The organism is Gordonia sp. NB41Y (genome assembly GCF_030718915.1).
In the GTDB taxonomy this organism is placed as follows: domain Bacteria; phylum Actinomycetota; class Actinomycetes; order Mycobacteriales; family Mycobacteriaceae; genus Gordonia; species Gordonia desulfuricans.
This window is the reverse complement of sequence record NZ_CP132196.1, coordinates 5,611,668-5,631,878: the sequence shown is the minus strand read 5'-3', so window position 1 is coordinate 5,631,878 and position 20,211 is coordinate 5,611,668. Positions and strand designations below refer to the sequence as shown.

At 68.5% G+C, this 20,211-nt stretch carries 15 protein-coding genes and 1 riboswitch; of the genes, 7 read left to right on the top strand and 8 right to left on the bottom strand.

Features of this window, described 5'->3' with window-relative positions; all coding sequences use genetic code 11:
- Positions 1–4: 4 nt before the first annotated feature.
- From gndA to Q9K23_RS24665, 7 genes are all read left to right on the top strand, one after another.
- A complete protein-coding gene (gndA, locus tag Q9K23_RS24695) occupies positions 5–1,462 on the top strand; it encodes an NADP-dependent phosphogluconate dehydrogenase (protein ID WP_020793293.1) in 1,458 nt (485 codons plus the stop codon).
- A gap of 84 nt (positions 1,463–1,546) precedes the next feature.
- Positions 1,547–2,980, top strand: coding sequence for a GuaB1 family IMP dehydrogenase-related protein (locus Q9K23_RS24690; RefSeq protein WP_053776032.1), 1,434 nt, complete (start codon positions 1,547–1,549; stop codon positions 2,978–2,980).
- A gap of 10 nt (positions 2,981–2,990) precedes the next feature.
- Positions 2,991–4,433 (top strand): hemolysin family protein, encoded by a 1,443-nt coding sequence (locus tag Q9K23_RS24685; RefSeq protein WP_053776015.1) that lies wholly within the window; start codon positions 2,991–2,993, stop codon positions 4,431–4,433.
- Entirely contained in the window at positions 4,430–5,512 is a 1,083-nt protein-coding gene (locus Q9K23_RS24680; RefSeq protein WP_053776016.1) for a hemolysin family protein, read from the top strand. Before Q9K23_RS24685 ends, Q9K23_RS24680 begins: the two co-directional genes overlap by 4 nt.
- A complete protein-coding gene (locus Q9K23_RS24675; protein ID WP_261977599.1) occupies positions 5,509–6,435 on the top strand; it encodes a 3-methyladenine DNA glycosylase in 927 nt (308 codons plus the stop codon). Before Q9K23_RS24680 ends, Q9K23_RS24675 begins: the two co-directional genes overlap by 4 nt.
- A gap of 121 nt (positions 6,436–6,556) precedes the next feature.
- Positions 6,557–8,779 carry a malate synthase G gene (locus tag Q9K23_RS24670; protein ID WP_053776017.1) on the top strand — a complete coding sequence of 741 codons (2,223 nt, stop codon included), beginning with the start codon at positions 6,557–6,559 and terminating at the stop codon, positions 8,777–8,779.
- A gap of 85 nt (positions 8,780–8,864) precedes the next feature.
- The gene (locus Q9K23_RS24665) at positions 8,865–10,052 is read left to right on the top strand and encodes a hypothetical protein (protein WP_053776018.1); all 1,188 of its coding nucleotides are present in this window, start codon (positions 8,865–8,867) and stop codon (positions 10,050–10,052) included.
- A 140-nt stretch (positions 10,053–10,192) separates the two neighbouring features.
- Here Q9K23_RS24665 and gcvP read toward each other — a convergent pair whose 3' ends face one another.
- From gcvP to secA2, 8 genes are all read right to left on the bottom strand, one after another.
- The gene (gcvP, locus tag Q9K23_RS24660) at positions 10,193–13,111 is read right to left on the bottom strand and encodes an aminomethyl-transferring glycine dehydrogenase (protein WP_053776019.1); all 2,919 of its coding nucleotides are present in this window, start codon (positions 13,109–13,111) and stop codon (positions 10,193–10,195) included.
- A gap of 178 nt (positions 13,112–13,289) precedes the next feature.
- Positions 13,290–13,401: riboswitch (glycine riboswitch) on the bottom strand.
- Positions 13,402–13,504: 103 nt separating this feature from the next.
- Positions 13,505–14,128, bottom strand: a complete 624-nt coding sequence (locus Q9K23_RS24655) for a MerR family transcriptional regulator (RefSeq protein WP_020790178.1) — start codon at positions 14,126–14,128, stop codon at positions 13,505–13,507.
- A 332-nt stretch (positions 14,129–14,460) separates the two neighbouring features.
- Positions 14,461–14,946: a bifunctional nuclease family protein gene (locus tag Q9K23_RS24650; protein ID WP_020790174.1), complete on the bottom strand. Its 486-nt coding sequence runs from the start codon at positions 14,944–14,946 to the stop codon at positions 14,461–14,463.
- A gap of 85 nt (positions 14,947–15,031) precedes the next feature.
- A complete protein-coding gene (locus tag Q9K23_RS24645) occupies positions 15,032–15,718 on the bottom strand; it encodes a MerR family transcriptional regulator (RefSeq protein ID WP_053776034.1) in 687 nt (228 codons plus the stop codon).
- 44 nt (positions 15,719–15,762) lie between these two features.
- A complete protein-coding gene (garA, locus tag Q9K23_RS24640) occupies positions 15,763–16,206 on the bottom strand; it encodes a glycogen accumulation regulator GarA (protein ID WP_053776020.1) in 444 nt (147 codons plus the stop codon).
- A 276-nt stretch (positions 16,207–16,482) separates the two neighbouring features.
- Complete coding sequence (gene gcvH, locus Q9K23_RS24635; protein ID WP_020790172.1) at positions 16,483–16,887, bottom strand: glycine cleavage system protein GcvH; 405 nt, start codon at positions 16,885–16,887, stop codon at positions 16,483–16,485.
- Positions 16,888–16,935: 48 nt separating this feature from the next.
- The gene (locus tag Q9K23_RS24630; protein ID WP_053776035.1) at positions 16,936–17,565 is read right to left on the bottom strand and encodes a CDP-alcohol phosphatidyltransferase family protein; all 630 of its coding nucleotides are present in this window, start codon (positions 17,563–17,565) and stop codon (positions 16,936–16,938) included.
- 14 nt (positions 17,566–17,579) lie between these two features.
- A complete protein-coding gene (gene secA2 / locus Q9K23_RS24625; protein ID WP_020790180.1) occupies positions 17,580–20,102 on the bottom strand; it encodes an accessory Sec system translocase SecA2 in 2,523 nt (840 codons plus the stop codon).
- Positions 20,103–20,211 lie beyond the last annotated feature (109 nt).

The following is a 20,211-nucleotide window of genomic DNA, read 5'->3' as shown; positions in this document are numbered from 1 at the left end:
TCCCATGACTACTGCCGCCTCGAGTTCTTCGACCGCAAAGGCCCAGATCGGTGTGACCGGACTGGCCGTCATGGGGTCGAACATCGCCCGCAACTTCGCCCGTCACGGCTACACCGTCGCACTGCACAACCGCAGTGTGGCCAAGACCGACGCCCTCCTCGCCGACCACGGTGACGAGGGCTCGTTCGTCCGCACCGAGACCATCGCGGAGTTCATCGATGCGCTCGAGCGTCCCCGCCGCGTGCTGATCATGGTCAAGGCCGGCGACGCCACCGATGCGGTGATCAACGAACTCGCCGACGCGATGGAGCCCGGCGACATCATCATCGACGGCGGCAATTCCCTGTACACCGACACCATCCGCCGCGAGAAGGCGATGGCCGAGCGCAACCTGCACTTCGTCGGCGCCGGGATCTCCGGCGGCGAGGAAGGCGCCCTCAACGGCCCCTCGATCATGCCCGGCGGTCCGGCCAAGTCGTACGAGTCACTCGGCCCGCTGCTCGAGTCGATCTCGGCGAAGGTCGACGGCACCCCGTGCTGTACCCACATCGGCCCCGACGGCAGCGGCCACTTCGTCAAGATGGTGCACAACGGCATCGAGTACGCCGACATGCAGCTGATCGGCGAGGCCTACGACCTCATGCGTCGCGTCCTCGACCTGCCCGCCGCCGAGATCGGCGAGGTCTTCGCCGGCTGGAACACCGGCGACCTGGAGAGCTACCTCGTCGAGATCACCGCCCAGGTCCTCGCACAGGTCGACGCCGAGACCGGCAAGCCGCTCGTGGACGTCGTCGTCGACGCCGCCGGCCAGAAGGGCACCGGACGCTGGACGGTGAAGTCGGCCCTCGATCTCGGCATCCCCGTGACCGGCATCGCCGAGGCCGTCTTCGCCCGCGCCCTGTCGAGCTCCACCGAGCAGCGCGTCGCCGCCCGCGGACTGGCCGGTGGCACCCCGGGTACCGCCCCCGCCGACAAGGCGACCTTCATCGACGACATCCGGGCCGCACTGTATGCGTCCAAGGTGGTCGCCTACGCCCAGGGCTTCGACCAGATCGCCGCCGGCAGCGCCGAGTACGGCTGGGACGTCGACCCCGGTTCGCTGGCCACCATCTGGCGGGGCGGCTGCATCATCCGCGCGCAGTTCCTCAACCGCATCCGCGAGGCCTACGCCGAGAACCCGAAGCTGCCGAGCCTGCTCCTCGACCCGTACTTCCGCGAGGCCGTCGAGTCCGGCGTGGACAGCTGGCGTCGCGTGGTGGCCACCGCCACCACCATGGGTGTCCCGGTCCCGGCGTTCGCGTCGTCGCTGTCGTACTACGACGGCCTGCGCAGCGATCGTCTCCCGGCCGCGCTGACCCAGGGCCTGCGCGACTACTTCGGTGCGCACACCTACCAGCGTGTGGACAAGCCCGGCACGTTCCACACCCTCTGGAGCGGCGACCGCACCGAGATGGAGCAGTAACGATTCCTCACCGGGGTGTGGTCACCGGCCGGCGGTGACCACACCCCACCCGCAACCCACAGCGAACAGGAGCCCGACGCACCCGTGCGTTTCATCACCGGTCACCAACCCCCGCACGACCTCACCTACAGCGACGTGTTCGTCGTACCGTCCCGGTCCGACGTCACCTCCAGGTTCGACGTCGACCTGTCCACGTCCGACGGGTCCGGGGCGACGATCCCGCTGGTCGCGGCGAACATGACGTCGGTGACCGGCAAGCGGATGGCCGAGACACTGGCCCGGCGCGGCGGGCTGGCGGTGCTCCCCCAGGATCTGCCGTTGTCGGCGGTGGCGGAGTCGATCGCCTTCGTCAAGTCCCGGAACCTCGTCGCCGACACCCCGGTCACGCTGACCACCGAGGACTCGGTCTCCGATGCCCTGGCACTGCTGCACAAGCGTGCCCACGGCGCCGCGGTGGTCGTCGACGCGGGTATCCCGATCGGTGTGGTCACCGAGGACGCCTGCGTCGACGTCGACCGCTTCGCCCGGGTGCGCGCGGTGCTGGATCCGGCGGTGATCGTCCTGCCCGTGGAGACCCCGCCCCGCGAGGTCTTCGACGCGCTCACCGACGTCCACCAGGATCTCGCGGTCCTCACCCATCCCGACGGCACCCTCGCCGGTGTGCTGACGCGTGTCGGGGCGCTGCGCCACGGGGTGTACCGGCCCAATCTCGATGCCGACGGCCGCCTGCGGATCGGCTGCGCCGTCGGCATCAACGGCGACGTCGCCGCCAAGGCCCGCGGGCTGGTCGACACCGGTGCCGACATCCTCGTCGTCGACACCGCCCACGGCCATCAGGACCGGATGCTGGGGGCGGTGGCCTCGGTCGCCGACGCCGATCTCGGGGTGCCGATCGTGGCAGGCAACGTGGTGTCGGCCGACGGCACGCTCGACCTGATCGCGGCCGGGGCGTCGATCGTCAAGGTCGGTGTGGGCCCCGGAGCGATGTGCACCACCCGCATGATGACCGGCGTCGGCCGGCCACAGTTCTCCGCGGTCGCCGACTGTGCGGCCGCCGCCCGCGAGCACGGCGCGCATGTGTGGGCCGACGGCGGCGTACGCCATCCGCGCGACGTGGCACTCGCCCTGGCCGCCGGGGCGTCGAACGTCATGATCGGTTCGTGGTTCGCCGGTACCTACGAGTCCCCCGGCGACCTCATGCGCGACGCGCACGGCGAGTACAAGGTCAGCTTCGGGATGGCCTCCAAACGTGCGGTGGTCGCCCGATCGTCCTCCGACACCGCCTACGATCGCGCCCGCAAGAGTCTGTTCGAGGAGGGCATCTCGTCGTCGCGGATCCCGCTCGATCCCGAACGCCCCAGCGTCGAGGACCTCGTCGACCACATCTGTTCCGGCGTCCGCAGCACCGCCACCTACGCGGGTGCGCGGACGCTTGCCGAACTGCACGACCGAGTGGTGCTCGGGGTGCAGTCCCCGGCCGGATTCGCCGAGGGACGTCCCCTCCCGGGCGGGTGGTGACGCCCCGATGATGGAGATCGTCCTCTACATCGCCGGCCTGATCGGATTCGTCGCACTGACCCTCGGCACGGCCCTGTTCGTGGCCGCCGAGTTCTCCCTGACCGCACTGGAGCGGTCGGTGATCGACGCCGACGTCACCGCTCGCGGCGACCGGCGCTCCCGGATGGTCCAGCGAGCGCACCGGAGTCTGTCGTTCCAGCTGTCAGGTGCACAGCTCGGCATCACCATCACCACCCTGATCACCGGTTACATCGCCGAACCGGTGCTGGCGAGCCTCATCACACCGGGTCTGGAGGCGATCGGCCTCGGCGCGTCCACCGCGTCCGGCATTTCGCTGGCCCTGGCGCTGATCATCGCGACGTCGTTGTCGATGGTGCTCGGTGAGCTGGTCCCCAAGAACATCGCGATCGCCCATCCGCTGTCGGCGGCCCGCGCGACCGCCGGCCCGATGACGATCTTCTCGCTGGTGTTCACGCCGGTGATCAGGGGACTCAACGGCACCGCGAACTGGGTGGTCCGCCGGATGGGTATCGAACCCGCCGAAGAACTGCGTTCGGGGCGGTCTCCGCAAGAACTCGCGTCCCTGGTGCGCAACTCGGCGCGGCAGGGTGCCATCGACGCCGACACGGCGACCCTGGTCAACCGGTCGCTGCGGTTCGGCGAGCTGACCGCCGAGGACCTGATGACCCCGCGGGTGCGGGTGGATTCGCTCGACGTGGAGGCCACCGTCCGCGATCTGGTCGTCACCTGCGCACGCACCGGCCACTCCCGTTTCCCGGTGGTCGGTCACGGCGACCTCGACGAACTGGTCGGGGTGGTGCACATCAAACAGGCGTTCACCATCGCCCCGGACAGACAGGCCACCACCCTGCTCGGCGAGATCGCCCGTCCCGTACCGCGCGTCCCCACCAGCCTCGACGGTGACGCCCTGATGGACTTCATCCGCACCGACGGCATGCAGCTGTGTGTCGTCATCGACGAGTACGGCGGTGCCGCCGGGATCGTCACCACCGAGGACCTGATCGAGGAGATCCTCGGCGACGTCACCGACGAGCACGACGACGAGTACCCCGACGTGCAGGTCGACGGCGACGGTTTTCTGTGTTCCGGGCTGCTGCGCACCGACGAGCTGGCCGACGCCACCGGCTATCGCGCCCCCGACGGCTCCTACGACACACTCGGCGGACTCGTCATGTTCGTCCTCGGCCGCATCCCGGAGGTCGGCGACACCGTCGATCTGCCGACCCGCACCCCGATCGTCGTCGTCGTCGTCGCCGACGACGACGAGGATGAACCCGACGAGGCCGACCCCACCGATCCGGACATCGAACGCCGCTGGCGGGCGACGGTCACCCAGATGGACGGACGCCGCGTCGACGTGGTCTCGCTACGACCGGTCACCGACGACGGTCCGGACGGCCACCACCCCGCCGGCGCGGAGCCGGGGCGATGAACGACATCTGGGGTGTGGTCCTGACCGTGGCGTTGCTGGCGGGCAATGCGTTCTTCGTCGGCGCCGAGTTCTCCCTGATCTCTGCACGACGGGACCGGCTGGAGGCCCTGGCCGACGAGGGCAGGACCCGCGCCCGGACCGTCATCCACGCCGGTGAACACCTGTCGCTGATGCTCGCGGGTGCACAGCTGGGCATCACGATCTGCTCGATCCTGCTCGGCCGGGTCGGCGAACCGGCGGTGGCCCATCTCATCGAGCGGCCCCTGCATCTGGCGCATCTGCCCGCCGGACTGCTGCACCCGGTGGCGTTCGCGATCGCCCTGAGCCTGGTCGCCCTGCTGCACATCCTGCTCGGCGAGATGGTGCCCAAGAACATCGCCCTGGCCGGTCCGGAGCGGGCGGCCATGCTGATGGTGCCGGTGCACCTGGCGTTCATCAAGGTGGCGCGACCGCTGATCGCCTTCTACAACCTGCTGGCCAACCTCACCCTGCGGGCGTTGCGGGTGGAACCGAAGGACGAGCTGGACTCGACGGTGTCACCGGTCCAGCTGGCCCAGATGCTCGGCGAGTCCCGTGAGGAGGGGCTGATCGACGCCGAGGAGCACGCCCGGCTGAACCGGGCGTTGCGGTCGGTCAACCGCAATGTGGCAGAGGTGATGATCCCCCTCGACAAGATGCGCAGCGTCGACGTCGAACGTGACCCGGTGACCGGCGGCACCGGCCCGAGCCTCGGCGCGGTGGAACGCGCGGTCACCGACACCGGCTTCTCCCGGTTCCCGGTCCGCGGCCCCGACGGCACCTACACCGGCTATCTGCATCTCAAGGACGTGCTCGACGACATCCTCGACGAGACCATCGGACCGGATTCGATCATCGGGGTCGACCAGGTGCGACCCCTTCCGGTGATCGCCGACGACACCCCGCTCGACGAGGCCACCGGGACCCTTCGCCGCACCAGCTCGCATCTGGGTGCGGTGGTCGACGGAACCGGCCGCACCGTGGGGATCGTCGCCCTCGCCGACCTGGTCGAGGAGTTCGTCGGGACGGTTCGCGACGAGACGCACCGGGTGGCCGAATGACCACCACCCGACCGGCCGGCCCCGCCCCGATGGTCCTCGACGTCGACGACTGGACCGCCCGTCGCGCCGTCCACACCGATCGGGTCGAGCAGCTGATCGGCCCCTATCTGCAGGCGCGCCGCACCGGCGCCCGGCATCCGGTGCTGGACTTCCTGTTCACCTACTACTCGTCGCGTCCGTCACACATCCGGCGCTGGCACCCCGGATTCGGGGTGGTCCTCACCGGACCGGACGCCGACACCGCCGACTTCCTGCGCACCCGCGGGTATCGCCGCACCGACCCCGGGGCCGCCGATGCCGGGGTCACCGTCGACCCGGCGTTCCTGGCGAGCCGGTCGCGGGCGCTGGCGACCACGGCGGCCCTGCTGTCGGCCACGGCGGGCCGCGCCCCGCGCCTGGGCTGTTTCGGGTTGCACGAGTGGGCGATGGTCTACCACGCCGACGAGACCCGCCATGACCTCCCACTGCGACTCGGAGCTGCCGGGACCGACGCCGTGGTCGAGTCGATGCCGTTGCGTTGCACGCACTTCGACGCCTTCCGCTTCTTCACCGACGACGCCCGGCCGCGCAACGAACTGAACCTGACACCGGCCGACCGACTCCGGCGTGATCAGCCCGGATGTCTGCATGCCACAATGGACCTGTACCGGGCGTGTTTCACACTGACACCCCTACTGGATGCGTCCCTCACCCTGGACGCGTTCGAGCTGGCCCGCGACGCCCGAGACCTCGACATGCGCGCCAGCCCCTATGACCTGCGGAACCTCGGTTACGAACCGGTTCCGGTGGAGACGTCGGCGGGTCGCGCCCGCTACGTCCGCGAACAGTCCGCGCTCACCGAGCGCGGCACTCGCCTCCGTGCGGAGATCCTGCACCGGATCACCCAGCTCACCGCAGCCGTCCCCGACCCGCCGGCCCACTGAGGGAAACCCCTCCTGGCGGGTAACATGGACGGCTGCCAGACCCATCACAGGTTCCGTGACCGGCGACGATGCCCTTCGGGGTTGGGCGCCGGGCGCCGCGAACCCACGTAGAAAGGCTCACATGTCCGACCGGATCACCGTCGACGGCTTGCAGATCGCCACCGTGCTCTACGACTTCATCAACGACGAGGCGCTGCCCGGCACCGGTGTAGACAAGGATGCCTTCTGGTCGGGTGCCGCCGCCGTCATCAAGGACCTGGCCCCCAAGAACAAGGCACTGCTGGCCGTCCGCGACGAACTCCAGGCCAAGATCGACGACTGGCACCGTGCCCATGACGGCGCCGATTTCGGCGATCCCGCCGTCGCCGCCGAGTACAAGGCCTTCCTCGGCGAGATCGGTTACCTCGTCCCGGTTCCCGAGGACTTCCAGATCGGCACCCAGAACGTCGATTCCGAGATCGCCGAGACCGCCGGCCCCCAGCTGGTGGTGCCGATCCTGAATGCGCGTTTCGCACTCAACGCCTCCAATGCGCGGTGGGGCTCGCTGTACGACGCCCTCTACGGCACCGATGTCATCCCCGAGACCGACGGCGCCGAGAAGGGCCGCTCGTACAACAAGGTCCGCGGCGACAAGGTGATCGCCTACGCGAAGGACTTCCTCGACAAGGCCGTGCCGCTGGAGTCGGGTAGCTACACCGACGTCACCGGTTTCGCCGTCGTCGACGGCGCACTGCAGGTGAGCGTGACCGGTGGCACCACCGTGGCCCTCGCCGATCCGTCGGTGTTCGCCGGCTACCGGGGCGAGGCCGCGTCGCCGAGCTCGGTGCTGTTGCGCCACAACGGCCTCTACCTCGACATCGAGATCGACCCGTCGTCGCCGATCGGGTCGACCGATCCGGCCGGCATCAAGGATGTCGTGATGGAGTCGGCGATCACCACGATCATGGACTTCGAGGACTCGGTCGCCGCGGTCGACGCCGACGACAAGGTGCTCGGCTACCGCAACTGGCTGGGCCTGAACCGGGGTGACCTGGCCGAGGACGTCAGCAAGGGCGGCAAGACCTTCACCCGCACGCTGAACGGCAACCGCGTCTACACCGGCGCCGACGGTGCCGAGTTCGACCTGCACGGCCGCTCGCTGTTGTTCGTCCGCAACGTCGGCCACCTGATGACCAACCCGGCCATCCTGGACGCCGAGGGCAACGAGATCCCCGAGGGCATCATCGACGCCCTGGTCACCTCGCTGGCGGGTATGCACGGTCTGGCCGCCGAGGGTGCGCAGGCCGCCGGCCTGGGCGTCGCCGCGGAGGGTCTGCAGAACTCGCGGACCGGCTCGATCTACATCGTCAAGCCCAAGATGCACGGCCCCGACGAGGTCGCGTTCACCGCCGAACTGTTCGGCCGGGTCGAGCAGGTCCTGGGCCTGCCGGAGAACACCCTCAAGGTGGGCATCATGGACGAGGAGCGCCGCACCACGGTGAACCTCAAGGCCGCGATCAAGTCCGCGAGCGACCGCGTGGTGTTCATCAACACCGGCTTCCTCGACCGCACCGGCGACGAGATCCACACCTCCATGGAGGCCGGCGCGATGTGTCGCAAGGGCGCGATGAAGCAGCAGAAGTGGATCTCGGCCTACGAGGACTTCAACGTCGACACCGGTCTGGCCGCCGGTCTGCAGCACAAGGCGCAGATCGGTAAGGGCATGTGGGCGATGACCGACCTCATGGCCGACATGGTCGAGCAGAAGATCGGTCAGCCGCGCGCCGGCGCCACCACCGCGTGGGTGCCGTCGCCGACCGCCGCCACCCTGCACGCCATGCACTACCACCTGGTGGACGTGTTCGAGCGTCAGGACGAGATCGCCAAGCGCAATCCCGCGTCGGTCGACGACATCCTGACCATCCCGCTGGCCGCATCGACCAACTGGTCCGACGCCGAGAAGCAGGAGGAACTGGACAACAACTGCCAGTCGATCCTCGGCTATGTGGTGCGCTGGATCGATCAGGGCGTCGGCTGCTCCAAGGTGCCCGACATCCACGACATCGCGCTGATGGAGGACCGGGCCACCCTGCGGATCTCGAGCCAGTTGCTGGCCAACTGGATCCGCCACGGCATCGTCACCGAGGACCAGGTGGTCGAGGCGCTCAAGCGGATGGCACCGGTGGTCGACCGGCAGAACGCCGACGACGCCGACTACCGGCCGATGGCCCCCGATTTCGACACCAACATCGCGTGGCAGGCCGCCAAGGAGCTCATCCTGAACGGGACCACCCAGCCCAGTGGTTACACTGAGCCGATCCTTCATCGTCGTCGCCGCGAGTTCAAGGCCGCGGCCCAGGCATGAGGTGACGATCGCCGGTCCGTGCCCGGGTACCGCCCGGGCACGGACCGGCGATCGTGTGTAACCGCACGCTAACGGAGGGGCCGGGGTGGCACATCATCGCGTCGCCGATGGCAAGAATTCACTTCGCCGTCGGGGGGTGAGCAGGGGGCTGGTCTTCATGCTGCTCGCCGTACTGCTCGTCGCCTCCGGTGTGGTGGTGTGGTTCCAGGTCGGCGATCACGTCGGCCGGGAGGGCGACGCCGCGGCCGCCACCTGTGTGGAAGGTCCCGCCACGGTGGCGATCATCGCCGATCCCGACATCGCCGAGGGTCTCTCGGCGATCGCGAAGTCCTACGCCGAGACCCGTCCGGTGATCCGTGATCACTGCATCACGATCGCCGTGCGGCCGGGTGACGCCAAGATCACCCTCGACGGCCTCACCGGCAACTGGGATCCGCAGGCCAACGGCCAGTATCCGGCGGCGTGGATACCGCAGTCGTCGGTGTGGGCGGCCGATCTGGTCACCGCGAAGCCGTCGGTCGTCGACGGCACCCCGGAGTCGCTGGTCACCTCACCGGTGGTGCTGGCCACCTCCCCCGAGCTCGGTGCGCAGCTCACCGGCAAACTCGACTGGGCGCAGCTGCCCACCCTCGCCCGCCGCGACGACTCGCTGACCGAGTTCGGTCTGCGTGGCTGGGGCTCGCTGCGCATGGCGATGCCCACCGGCGCGCAATCGGATGCCTCGGCGCTCGCCGCCCAGGCGGTCGCGATGCGGATCACCCGGACCACCGGTGTGCTGACCGCCGCCGACGCGTCGTCGAAGGGGGTCGCCGCGGGTATCGGCGCGCTCACCGAGGCCGCACCCCGCTCGCCGGACGGCACCCCGGTCGGGGCGGCCACCGCGATCGCCGACGCCGCCGACGCCAAGGCGGCGCCCATCCACGCGGTCCCGGTCACCGAGCAGCGCCTGTTCCAGCTGACCAAGGCCGACACCACCGCGAAGCTCGCCGAGGTGCTGCCCTCGGGTCCGACGCCGCTCGCCGACTACCCGTTCCTGAAACTCACCGGAGATCAGGTGCCGGAATACGCGGCCACCGCCGTCGCCGACTTCTTCCGGTTCGCCGAGGAACCCGATCACCTCGCCGTGCTGACCGCGCTCGGCTTCCGCGGTGCCGCCCCGATGCCGCCCAAGACCGCGACGGTGACGTTCCCGGTGACCCCCAACCCGATGGCGAGCCCGGAGACCGCGGCCGTCGTCGACATCAACCGGCTGGTGTTCGGCCCGACCAGCTGACCCCGGCGACCGACAGACCGCACAGACCGCACAGACCGCACAGACCGAGAGTGGCCCCGGGAATCCTCCCGGGGCCACTCTCGTCTCACCGACGGCTCATGCCGGCGTCACACTCGTGCTGAGGTGACCGTGGTGCACGGTCACTCGGCGAAGGCCTCGACCGGCGGGCAGCTGCACACCAGGTTGCGGTCGCCGTAGGTGCCGTCGATCCGCCGCACCGACGGCCACACCTTGGTCCGTGCACCGGCCGACGGCAGACCCTGCGGATACACCGCGACCTCACGGGAGTAGGCGTGATCCCACTCCCCGACCAGGCATTCGGCGGTGTGCGGGGCGCCCTGCAGCGGGTTGTCGTCGGCGGGCCAGGTGCCCTTGGCGACCTCGTCGATCTCGGCACGGATGGAGATCATGGCGTCGCAGAAGGCGTCGAGCTCGTCGAGGTTCTCACTCTCGGTGGGCTCCACCATCAGGGTGCCGGCCACCGGGAAACTCATCGTCGGCGCATGGAAACCGTAGTCGGCCAAGCGTTTTGCCACATCGTCGACGGTGACGCCGGTCGCCTTGGTCAGCCCGCGCAGGTCGAGGATGCACTCGTGCGCCACCCACCCGTACTCGTCGGTGCCGTCGGTACCGGTGCCCTCGTGTCCGGTGTAGAGCACCGGGAAGTACTCGCCGAGTCGTCGGGCGATGTAGTTGGCCGAGGCGATGGCGGTAAGAGTGGCCCGCCGCAGTCCCTGCGCGCCCATCATCGCGATGTAGGCGTAGGTGATCGGCAGGATCGACGCCGACCCGTAGGGGGCGGCGGAGATGGTGATGTCGCCGGGCAGTTCGGGGGCGAGCGGATGGCCGGGCAGGAACGGGGCGAGGTGGCTGCGCACCGCCACCGGACCGACGCCGGGGCCGCCGCCGCCGTGCGGGATGCAGAAGGTCTTGTGCAGGTTCAGGTGGCTGACGTCGCCGCCGAAGCGACCCGGCCGTGCCACCCCGACGAGGGCGTTGAGGTTGGCGCCGTCGACGTAGACCTGTCCGCCGGCGTCGTGCACGGCCGCGCAGATGTCGCGGATGTCGTGCTCGAACACACCATGGGTGGAGGGATAGGTGATCATGATCGCGGCGAGCCGATCGCCGTGGTCGGCGATCTTGGCGCGCAGATCGTCGACGTCGACGTCGCCGTTCCCGCGGCAGCCGACCACCACCACGCGCATCCCGACCATGGCCGCCGACGCCGCATTGGTGCCGTGCGCACTGGAGGGGATCAGGCACACGTCGCGCCGGCTGTCACCGCGGCTGTGGTGATAGTGGCGGATGGCCAGCAGACCGGCGTACTCGCCCTGCGATCCGGCGTTGGGCTGCAGGCTGATCCGGTCGTAGCCGGTGATGGTGACCAGCCACGACTCGACGCGTGCGATCATCTCGCGGATGCCGACGGTGTCCTCGGCGGGCGCGAACGGGTGCAGTCCGGTGAACTCGCGCCAGGTGATGGGTTCCATCTCGGCGGTGGCGTTGAGCTTCATGGTGCACGAGCCCAGCGGGATCATGCTGCGGTCGAGCGCGATGTCCTTGTCGGACAGCGCCCGCAGGTAGCGGAGCATGGACGTCTCGGTGCGGTACCGGTTGAACGCCGGATGTGACAGGTACTCACTCGTGCGGGTCTCGATGGGCTGCGCGAACTCCTTGGGCACCACACCGCCGGCACTGAACGCGCCGAGCAGTGCGTCGACGTCGGCGGGGGTGGTGGTCTCGTCGCAGGCGATGCGCAGCGTGTCCTCGTCTACCTGCCAGAGGTTGAATCCGGCTCGCCGCGCGGCGGTCACGTAGTGGGCGGCACGGCCCTCGCTGCGCACGGTGATGGTGTCGAAGAAGGTGGCCGACTTCACCGCGAAGCCGGCCGCGGTCAGACTGTTGGCCAGCAGGGCCGCCCGCTCATGGACGCGACGTGCGATGGCGCGCAGCCCGGACGGGCCGTGGTAGGCGGCGTACATGGCGGCGATGATCGCCAGCAGCACCTGCGCGGTGCAGATGTTGCTGGTGGCCTTCTCCCGGCGGATGTGCTGTTCACGGGTCTGCAGGGCGAGCCGGTAGGCGAGGTTGTCGTCGGCATCCTTGGACACGCCGACGAGGCGACCGGGCATCTGCCGGGCGTGCTTGGTGTGCACGGCCAGATATCCGGCGTGCGGTCCACCGAAGCCCATCGGCACACCGAACCGCTGCGAGGTACCGAAGGCGACGTCGGCGCCCTGCTCGCCGGGCGGGGTGATCAGGGTCAGCGCGAGCAGATCGGCGCCCACCGCGACGAGTGCACCGGCCGCGTGTGCCGCCTCGACGACGGGTGCCACGTCGAGGATGCGTCCGGATGCGCCGGGGGTCTGCAGGATCACGCCGAAGTAGTCACCGTCGGGCAGGCCGGTGCCGGGCAGACCCGGATGCAGCGACGCCTCCACGATCTCGATACCGAGCGGCTCGGCACGGGTCTCGATGAGTGCACGGGTCTGGGGGAACAGGTCGGCGTCGACGACGAGGCGCGGCGACCTGGACTTGCCGGCCCGACGCATCAGGGTCATGGCCTCGGCGGCGGCGGTGGCCTCGTCGAGCATCGATGCGTTGGCGATCTCGAGGCCGGTGAGGTCGGAGATCATGGTCTGGAAGTTGAGCAGCGCCTCGAGGCGGCCCTGGCTGATCTCGGGCTGGTACGGCGTGTACGCGGTGTACCAGGCGGGGTTCTCCAGCACATTGCGGAGGATCACCGGCGGGGTCAGCGTGTCGTAGTAGCCGAGGCCGATCATGGAGCGGCGCACCGTGTTTCGCGATGCCAGCTCGGCGAGTTCGGCGAGCACCTCATGTTCGGTGCGTGCGACGGGCAACGCCGACAGCCCGGTGTCGGCGGGATCGTCGGCGATCACCGCCGGGACGACGCGGGTGGCGAGTTCGTCGAGCGAGGCCACGCCGAGGGCCGAGAGGATTCGCGCGGTCTCGTCGGCGTCGGGCCCGACGTGCCGGTCGACGAATGCGGCGGACTCTGTCTGGGAACCCGACGACGGGGATCCGGAGATCTGGGACATGGGGGCGCGACCTCTCGCAGGATCCGTGAATCCACGGATCGGGCTCGTCCTCCCCCTCTGTCATGCCATCGGATCGCGATCCGAACGGCGCCTGAGAGATTCGGTGCGCGTGTCGTCGGCGACGCACGCACCTTTCACCTTGGGCGGACGAGGTCACTCGTCACTTTCCAGAGACGCCGTCGACACCACGGTCCTGGGTGCCTGAGAGTTTGACGAGGAGGTGTTGCTCCTTCGGCGGCCGCCCGACCGGGACGCGGGTCCCGGCGGCGACGCTCTCCCGCAGTGCAGCGACGCGTTGGTCAGTCTACCGTCCGGTAGACCGATCCCGGTCATCGTCGGCACCGAGTGTGTCCGGCGCTACACCGCGACCGGCGCGCACCGGTCGTCGAGTGTCTAGCCGGTGCGGCGGGTGCGGTTCTTGCGGCGGGCGGCGAGCTCGTCCTCGGGCGACGATTCGGTGATGCCGCCGTCGGCGCGCTCGCCGGGGAAGTCGGAGATCGTGCCGGTCAGCTCACGCATCGCTCCGCTGACCGCTATCCCAAAAACCCCCTGCCCTCCCTGCAAGAGGTCGACGACCTCTTCGGCCGAGGTGCACTCGTAGACGGTGGTGCCGTCGGAGAACAGGGTGATGCGGGCGAGGTCCTCGACGCCGCGCTTGCGCAGGTGATCGACGGCGACGCGGATGTTCTGCAGCGAGATGCCGGTGTCGAGCAGGCGCTTGACGATCTTCAGGACCAGGATGTCCTTGAAGGAGTACAGCCGTTGGCTGCCCGAGCCGGCCGCGCCGCGGATCGACGGGACGACCAGCGAGGTTCGGGCCCAGTAGTCGAGCTGACGGTAGGTGATTCCCGCGATCTGGCAGGCGCTGGGCCCGCGGTACCCGACGAGTTCGTCGGGGACGATGTCGTTGGGAAAGAGCCCGGGGATGATCTCCTCGAGGGTTCCCTGGGTCGCCGTTCGTTGCGGTCCGTCGTGGTCCTCGGACTTCGCATCGTCGTCAAACGGCTGATCGCCCACTGCAGACTCCTCGCCACCTCTTGACCGACCCGACTCGCACGTCATCCGTCGGCCACTGTCCGTGGTCAAGGGTACGCGCTCCCGGGCTGGTTCATGTCCTTGTCGCCGCGGTGGTCCGCCGACGATCGCTTGCGACGGTATTCGGCCGAAGGGGTCGGATCAACGCGACACACCCTAAGTCTCAACCTCAACTTGAGCTGGAGCTGAATCGTTATCAACCCGGCCGGTTCGGACCGAGGGGTGACGCGGCGAGCCTGCGTCGCCGCGAGCCCACGAGCGTCGCCGCGACGAGGGACGGCCCGAGCAGGGAATCCCCGAGCAGGGACCGACCGTCACACGAAATCGTCCGGCGAGACGTTGTCGAGGAATTCCTTGAACTTCTCGACTTCGTCTTCTTTCTCGTCGGGGGTCTCGGTCTCCTCCTCGTCGGGGATGAGCAGACCGGCCTCGGCGAGGACTTCTTCGTCGGCGGTGATGGGGACCTCGGCGCGCATGGCGACGGCGATCGAGTCCGAGGGCCGTGCCGAGATCCGCAGATCGTTGGCGAAGATCATCTCCGCGTAGAACGTGCCCTCTTGCATGTCGACGATGCGGACCTCGACGAGGGTCTGGCCGAATTCTTCGATCAGGTTGACGATCAGATCGTGGGTGAGGGGCCGCGGGGGTTCGATCCCCTTCTGCCGCAAGGCGATCGACGCGGCTTCACTTTGCCCGATCCAGATCGGCAGGTAGCGCGCTCCGTCCACCTCACGCAGCAGCAGGACCGGCTGACTCTGGGGTGGTTCGACCCGAATGCCGACCACGCGCATCTCGCTCATCAAGCACCTCCAGGGACGTCAGACGATCATGTCGGGATGCATTCGACGCTACACCGCGAAGGGTCGCGGTGATGAGCGTGCGAACTCAATCGAGGACGTCGCGGACGGCGGCCTTGACGAGCTGGGTGTGCAGGGTCACCGACAGTGCGGCGATCTCCCGGACGAGTTCTTCGGCGCGGTCGCGGGCGCCGGTGCCACGTCCCTTGGCGATGGGACTGGCGATCTGTGCGACCAGACCCGCCTCACGGTCGGCGGACACCTTGAACGCCCGCAGGTGCCGGGTCTCCAGACCGTAGGCGGCCAGTGCCGCGGCGGCCTCGACGAGCCGGATGGCGTCTTCGTCGAAGAAGCCTGCCGGCCCCGGGGTGAGCAGGCCGTTGCGCTGCAACTCGGTGACGAACGCCGCCTCCACCCCGGTGCGGTCGATCAGCGATTCGCGGGACACACGGTCTCCTCGGGTTCCGAAGTCGGTGGCCGGGGCCACCGTGCCGCGTGCCGACGAGAGGAGCCGGGTGTTGCCCGAGGACGTTGCCCCGGCCCCCTCGTCGATGGCGTCGAGTTGTTCTTTGATGACCTTCAGCGGGAGGTAACGGTCGCGTTGTGCGGTCAGCACGAAACGCAATCGCTCACAGTCGGCGGTGCTGAACCGCCGATAACCCGAAGGGGCCCGTTCAGGACTGATCAGGCCTTCGGCTTCGAGGAATCGGATCTTGGAGATCGTGACGTCGGGGAACTCCTCGCGCAGCAACGCGAGGACCGACCCGATCGACATCGATCCCTCGCCGCGCTGTCCCGCTGCGGTTGCCGGCACGTTCGTCAGGAACCCGAGGGACCGCTGAGGAACACCAGTCGGAACTTGCCGATCTGGACCTCGTCGCCGTTGCTGAGTTGGGCGGTGTCGACCGGTTCACGGTTGACGTAGGTGCCGTTGAGGCTGCCCACGTCGACCACCTGGAACTGGTTGTCGGCGACCCGGAACTCGGCGTGCCGACGGCTGACGGTGACATCGTCGAGGAAGATGTCGCTGTCGGGGTGCCGACCGGCGGAGGTGGTCGGCTGGTCGAGCAGGAATCGCGAACCGGCGTTCGGGCCACGCTTGACGACAAGCAATGCCGTTCCGGGCGAGAGTCGCTCGACCCCGGTGTCGGCAGGCTCACTCGAGGTCGCCGCACCCGCGTCGAGTTCGTTGATGAACTCTTCACGGAAGACCGATGTCGTCTCCACCGGCGCCTCGAAGTCCTTGTCGTTGTCGCTCACTATCTCTCCTTCGTCGTCCGCAGTGCTCTGTCGTGGTGCACGGGTCCCCCACGGTCACGACCGTGCGGTCCGTTGGGGTAGTGCGTCGGAGCCGACTCAACGCCACCGGGTTTCGCATGGAGACCCCGCGCCGCCGCTCACGATCCAACCTACCGATCGTCGGGTCGTTCCCTGCGGGGAAGACTCGACGATGACACGCCCCTGATCATAACCGTCCGGTCCGTGTCGCCACCCGCGTTGGGGGCCGATTGTGGTTGTGCCGTGAGACGCCGGAGCCGGTCAGCCCTCGATGACCTGTCGGTATCCGTCGGAGTCGAGCAGATCGGCGAGTTCGGAGTCGAGGGCACTCGCCTCGTCCACCGAGATCTCGACGAGCCAGCCGGCTCCGTAGGGCTCCGAGTTGACCAGATCGGGGGTCGATTCCAGTTCGTCGTTGACCGCCGAGATGGTCCCGTTGAGCGGCCCGAAGATGTCGGAGACGCTCTTTGTGGACTCCACCTCGGCGAAGGACTCTCCGGCCTCGACCTCGGTACCCACCTCGGGCAGCTGGACGAACACGACGTCGCCCAGGGCGTCCTGGGCGAAGTCGGTGATACCCACCCGCACCGTGGTCGGCGAGGTGCGGGTGATCCACTCGTGTTCGGGGGTGTAGGTGAGTTCCTGCGGCACGTTGGTCTCTGTCACGGGTGTGCCCCTTTCTGTCGTTCGAGACTCTAGGACATGGAGTTCGGTTCAGCCCACCGGCACGCGGGGCACGGGCGGCATGTGACGGATCACCAGAAGCGTCTGGGCCCAATACAACACGAACGACCACACATACATCCCGACGCCCCAGATGAGGAAGGCCCAGCCGATCGGATAGCAGATCGTCCCCACGACCGAGTCGAGCTGTCCGACCAGCAGCCAGGGGAATGCGCTCATCAGTGCGAATGTCGCGGCCTTGCCGACGTAGAGCACCGGCAGTGCGAGCAGCCCACGGGAACGCAGCAGCGGCGCCGTCGCGAACAGCAGTACGTCGCGGGCGATGATCACCCCGATCAGCCACCACGGCACGATGTCGCGCAGTCCGAAGCAGATCGGGATGACGATGACGTAGAGGCGATCGGCGGCCGGGTCGAGCAGTTCACCGATCCGCGACGACTGGTCGAGCAGTCGCGCCAGTTTGCCGTCGAGCCAGTCGGAGACGCCCGAGACGAACAGCACCACGAAGGCCCAGCCGTCGGACTTCTCGAACAGCACCAGCCACACGAAGACCGGGATCAGCGCGAGCCGCATGACGCTCAACGCGTTGGGCACGGTCAGGATCCGGTCGCCGGGAGTGGCGGCCGAGGGCGCCTGGTGCGGCGACTGCTCCCCTGCCATGCCCGGTCCGGAGGTCACCGGAAGATGCCGATGATGCCCTGCAGCGTCTTGGCGCCGCCCGACGAGAACAGATTGTCGTGGACCATGTAGGTCCAGGTCTGTGTCGAGCGATGCATGTCGGAGGCGCCCAGGTCGATCCCGTCCGCGGTGATGGTGGCCTCACGGAAGGTCTTGCGGGACTTCTCGATCGCACGCTGCGGCAGTTCGCCGAACTCCTCGAGGATGAGGCGGTGGAACTCGTCGAGCGGGCTCTCGCGACCGATCGCACGCAGGTGGATGCTTGCCCGGACGTCGGAGACGAAGGCCAGGTGGTCGGCCCACTCGCGGTCGAGGTGATAGAGCATGATCTCGCGGGCCACCTGTGTCAGCACGGTGACCGGCACCGGCTCGACCGGAATCCACTTGTCCTCTGCCGCCACGGTTTCGGTGTCCGCGTCGACGTCGGCTCCGGCGGTCGCGCCTTCTGCGGTCGTCGTGGCATCGGCGTTCGTGTCGCCGGAGTCCGTGCCCTCCGACTTCGTGCCCTCCGACTTCGCGCCCTCCGACTTCGTGTCGACCGAGCCGGCCGCACCGTCATCGGCGGCATCGGAGTCGTTCTGCGGCTTGCGTTCGCCGATCAGTTCGGCGTACCGGTCGGCCTCGAGACCTTTGAGTTCGTCGATCCCGGCGTCGGTGCGCAGCAGCTCCATCCGGCGTTTGACGACGATCTCGCGCTGCTGGTTGACCAGCTTGTTGTATCGCCAGGTGTTGGCGTGCAGCTCGAGCATGACGCCCTCGGCGACGCGCTGGGCCTGTTCGATCAGGTCGATCCCCTTGGCGCCCATCGATCCATCGGGCGACGGCGAGACCGGGTCACGCTTGAACGACAGGTTGCGGGTGACCACCGGGTCCTCGAGGCTGCTGAAGAACACCGACCGGCCGGGGTCGCCCTGACGGCCGGCACGGCCGCGCAACTGGTTGTCCAGGCGCGCGGTGTCGTGACGGCCGGTGCCGACGACGCAGAGTCCGCCGAGCTCGATGATCTCCTCGCGAGCGGTCTCGTCGTCGGCGGAGCCACCGAGCCGGATGTCGGTACCGCGGCCGGCCATCTGGGTGGAGACGGTGACCGCGTTCTTCGCGCCCGCCTCGGCAATGATCTTGGCCTCTTCGGCGTCGTTCTTCGCATTGAGGACGACGCAGGACACGTCGGCCTTCTCCAGGAAGTAGGCGAGTTCCTCCGACTCGGCGACATCGTGGGTGCCGATCAGCACCGGCTGTCCGGTCTCGTGCACCTCCTTGACGTAGGCGACGACGGCCTCGACCTTGTTGGCCTTGGTGTCGTAGACGCGGTCGGGCAGATCCTTGCGGACGTTGGCGGTGTTCGGCGGGATCTGCGAGACCCGCAACTCGTAGAACTGCCGGAGCTGCTCACCGGCGGCGATGGCGGTGCCGGTCATGCCGCACACGATGGGGTATCGGCCGATCAGCGCCTGCACGGTGATGGTGTCGATCATCTCACCGCCGTCGGTCTGGGCGAGGCCCTCTTTGAGCTCGACGGCCGCCTGCATTCCGTCGGGCCAGCGCTGCAGCTGGGCGACGCGGCCGCGGGAGGCGTTGATCAGGTGCACGCCGCCGTCGCGGACGATGTAGTGCACATCGCGCTCGAGCAGATGGTGGGCATGCATCGCGATGTTGACGTGCACCAGGGTGGTACCGACGTGTTCCTCGTCGTAGAGGTTGATCCCGCCGAGCTCCTCCTCGACGAAGGCCGCGCCCTCGTCGGTGAGCGAGACATTGCGGCCGTCGACGTCGACATCGAAATGCTTGTTCTTCATCCGCGACACCACGTCGTGGATGGCCTGGTCGGGCACCTCGGCGTCGGTGGACCCGGCGAGCACCAGCGGGATCAGCGCCTCGTCGACGAGTACCGAGTCGGCCTCGTCGATGATCGCGACATCCGGTGTCGGCGAGACGAGTTGGTCTTCCGACAGCACCAGTTGGTCCCGCAGCACGTCGAAGCCGATCTCGTTGACCGAGCCGTAGGTGACGTCGCCGACGTAGGAGCGTTTGCGCTCGGCGCGGGTGGAATTCTCCGACACCGCCGACACGGTGATCCCGAACGCCGCGAACAGCGGTGCCATCCACTCGGCGTCACGCGTCGCGAGATAGTCGTTCACCGAGATGATGTGCACCTGGTGGCCTTCGAGCACGTGGCCGATGGCGGCGATCGCACCGACGAGCGTCTTGCCCTCACCGGTGGCCATCTCGACGACGTCACCCTCGAGCATCCGCAGTGCGCCCTGCAGCTGTACGTCGAAGGGGCGCAGGCCGAGGCTGCGGTCGGCGGCCTCGCGGGCGAGCGCGAGGAACTTCGCCCGGTCGCCGGCGTCGGAACCGATGTCGAGCTTCTCGGCCTCGGACCGGAAATCGGCCTCGTCGAGTCCGGCTGCCCAGTCGGTATGTGTTTCCGCGTCCTTGATCAGGCCGATCGACTTCGACTGATTGCGTGAGCTCTGGGCTCCCAGCAAACGCCACATGCTGTTGGTCAGCTTTCCCACCGAGCGCTTCTCCTGCCAGTTTGGTTCCGGGACCGAATCGCCTCCACGGTACGCGGCGGCTGCGCACCGGGTGTGCCCGCCGCTAACATCTGGCATACCCCGGTCGGCC